This window comes from Castellaniella sp. (assembly GCF_034007085.1).
Classification (GTDB): domain Bacteria; phylum Pseudomonadota; class Gammaproteobacteria; order Burkholderiales; family Burkholderiaceae_B; genus Castellaniella.
Genome location: NZ_JAVERO010000211.1, coordinates 1 through 2,674, shown reverse-complemented (window position 1 = coordinate 2,674; position 2,674 = coordinate 1). Strand labels below are relative to the sequence as shown.

At 65.6% G+C, this 2,674-nt stretch carries 4 protein-coding genes; 3 read left to right on the top strand and 1 reads right to left on the bottom strand.

Annotation, left to right across the window (positions count from 1 at the left end; translation table 11 throughout):
* The 3 genes from RBR29_RS11840 to RBR29_RS11830 form a co-directional block, all read left to right on the top strand.
* Positions 1-590, top strand: a 590-nt coding sequence (locus RBR29_RS11840) for a GDP-mannose 4,6-dehydratase (protein ID WP_320349509.1), incomplete at its 5' end; no start/stop codon positions are given.
* Entirely contained in the window at positions 577-1,485 is a 909-nt protein-coding gene (rfbD, locus tag RBR29_RS11835) for a dTDP-4-dehydrorhamnose reductase (RefSeq protein WP_320349507.1), read from the top strand. The genes RBR29_RS11840 and rfbD, both read left to right, overlap by 14 nt.
* A 66-nt stretch (positions 1,486-1,551) precedes the next feature.
* Positions 1,552-1,824: an oxidative damage protection protein gene (locus tag RBR29_RS11830; protein ID WP_320349505.1), complete on the top strand. Its 273-nt coding sequence runs from the start codon at positions 1,552-1,554 to the stop codon at positions 1,822-1,824.
* A gap of 27 nt (positions 1,825-1,851) precedes the next feature.
* Here the strand turns inward: RBR29_RS11830 and phoU are convergent, their stop codons facing one another.
* The gene (gene phoU, locus RBR29_RS11825) at positions 1,852-2,586 is read right to left on the bottom strand and encodes a phosphate signaling complex protein PhoU (protein WP_320349504.1); all 735 of its coding nucleotides are present in this window, start codon (positions 2,584-2,586) and stop codon (positions 1,852-1,854) included.
* Positions 2,587-2,674: the final 88 nt, after the last annotated feature.

Sequence of the window (2,674 nt, the reverse complement as noted above, 5' to 3'; positions counted from 1 at the left end):
CGGGATCGGACCACCTAGTGCGGGCCTGGCACCGTACCTACGGACTGCCCGTACTGGTGACCAACTGCTCGAACAACTACGGCCCCTGCCACTTTCCGGAAAAACTGATCCCGCTGGTCATCCTGAACGCCCTGGAAGGCCGACCCCTGCCCGTCTACGGCCAGGGCCTGCAGGTCCGGGACTGGCTCTATGTCGAAGACCACGCGCGCGCCCTGCTGCGCGTGGTCGAATCGGGCGTACCCGGGGAAACCTACAACATCGGCGGCCACAACGAACAGCGCAATATCGACGTCGTGCGCGCCATCTGCGACCTGCTGGAAGAACTCGCCCCCCGCCACCCGGCCGGCGTGGCGCATTACGCCGACCTGATCACCCACGTGGCCGATCGCCCTGGGCATGACCTGCGCTATGCCATCGATGCCAGCAAGATCGCCCGCGAACTGGGCTGGACGCCAGAGGAAACCTTTGCCAGCGGCCTGCGCAAGACCGTGCAGTGGTACCTGGCAAACCGCGACTGGTGCCGCCGTGTGCAGGACGGCAGCTACCAGCGCCAGCGACTGGGCCTGGGCCTGGGCCATGCGGCAGGCTGAGACACCACGCATCCTGGTAGTCGGCGCCGACGGCCAATTGGGACGGTCGCTGCGCATGCTGGCCGGCTTGCGTCCCCATGAAGCCCATTATGCATTCCTGAGCCGGCCCCAACTGGATATCACGCAGGCCAAAGCAATCTCCGCCTGGCTGGACGCGCATCCGGTCGATTGCCTGATCAACGCCGCCGCCTATACCGCTGTGGACCGCGCAGCCACCGAGCCGGCACGAGCCCATGCAATCAATGCACACGCGCCCGGCCTGCTGGCACAGGCCTGCACGGCACGCGGCACCCGCCTGCTGCACGTGTCCACCGACTACGTCTTCGACGGACGGCTGGATCGCCCCTACCGGGAAGACGACCCAGTGGCCCCCCTGAACACCTATGGGCGCAGCAAGCAAGCAGGCGAACAGGCTGTCCAGGCTGCCGACCCGCACGCGATCATCGTGCGCACGAGCTGGGTGTTCAGCGCCTGGGGCAGCAATTTTGTACGCACGATGGTGCACCTGGGCGCGCAGCGCGACACCTTGCGTGTCATCCACGACCAGGTCGGCGGCCCGACCTGGGCCGGCCACCTGGCCCTGGCCCTGCATACCCTGGCCCTGCAGCCCACCGGCAGCGTGCCGGGCGGCCCATACCACTTCGGTGGTCAACCGTGGGTCAGCTGGCACGAGTTCGCGCAGGAAATCCTGGCACGGGCCCATGCCCGTGGCCTGATCGCCCAGCGGCCCCGGGTGGAAGCGATCGTGGCGGCCGATTGGCCCTCGCCCGAACCCCGGCCCGCCAACGGCCGTCTGGACTGCACTCGGCTGGAAGCCCTGCTCGGGCCGCTGGAGCGCGACTGGCGTATCGGCCTGGATCAGGTCCTGGACGCCTGGCAGGCCGGGCAACCCTGAAACCCGCCGCCCATGCGCAGGGATACAATGCCTGCATCCCATTGCAAGCCACAAGAGGCACCCGACATGGCACGCATGATCCAATGCCACAAACTGAAACGCGAGGCCCAGGGCCTGGACTACCCACCGTATCCAGGTGAACTGGGCGTGCGCATCTGGCGCGAGATTTCCAGGGACGCCTGGGCCAAATGGCTGGACATCCAGACGCGCCTGGTCAATGAGCACCACCTGAGCCTGGCCGACCCCGAAGCGCGGAAATTCCTGACGGAACGGATGCAGGCGTTCCTGTTCGACGATCAGGACGTCGAGGCCCAGGGCTACGTGCCGCCTTCAGCCTGATCCCCCAGCAAACCGCCGCGCCCTGGCTTATTGCCTGGGCGGATCGGCGGGAGGTTCCAGCGGTTCGCCACGCGCCAGGCGTTCGGTATTGGTCACGCCCGTGTGGCGCACATCATCGCCGCGCACCATGTAGATCACACGCTCGGACATGTTCTTGGCATGATCGCCGATGCGTTCCAGCGCCCGGGCAATGAAGATCAGATCGATGGAATGCGAAATCGTGCGCGGGTCCTCGATCATGTAGGTGATGATGTGGCGCAAGGTGGCCTTCCATTCCTTGTCCACATCCTTGTCGTTGCGCACGACCTGGGCGGCAGCAATGGGGTCCGCGCGGGCAAAGGCATCCAGGGCGGCACGGATCATGCTGGCCACGGCGTCGGCCATGTGGCGCAGTTCGACCACGGGTTCGTAGGATGTATTGGATTCGTGCAGGCGGCGTGCGACCTTGGCGATCTTTTCGGCCTCGTCGCCACAGCGTTCCATGTCGGTCAGCATCTTGGAGACGGCCAGCAGCAGGCGCAAATCGCCCGCTGTGGGCTGATTGCGAGCGATCAGCTGGCTGATGCGCTCGTCGATGTCGACTTCGAACTGATTGACCTGCCGTTCATGTTCGCGGACCCGGTCCACCAGGTGCAGTTCGCCCCGGGTCAGCGCATGGATGCCGTCCAGCACCATGGACTCGACCAGCCCACCCATCTGCAGAAACATGGATCGCGTGGTTTCGAGTTCGCTGTGAAATTGCTTGTTGGTATGTTCCGGCATCCGGGACCCCTGTCTGCCTGCGGTCAGGCGCGTTCAACGAGCGCCAAGCGTACCATCACGCCCGCCTGTTGGAAAGAATGCCCCAGCA

What these genes read in the sequence shown, in the direction of transcription:
- rfbD (WP_320349507.1), top strand. Translation starts at nt 577, where the DNA reads ATGCGGCAGGCTGAGACACCACGCATCCTGGTAGTCGGCGCCGACGGC.
- RBR29_RS11830 (WP_320349505.1), top strand. Translation starts at nt 1,552, where the DNA reads ATGGCACGCATGATCCAATGCCACAAACTGAAACGCGAGGCCCAGGGC.
- phoU (WP_320349504.1), bottom strand. Translation starts at nt 2,586, where the DNA reads ATGCCGGAACATACCAACAAGCAATTTCACAGCGAACTCGAAACCACG.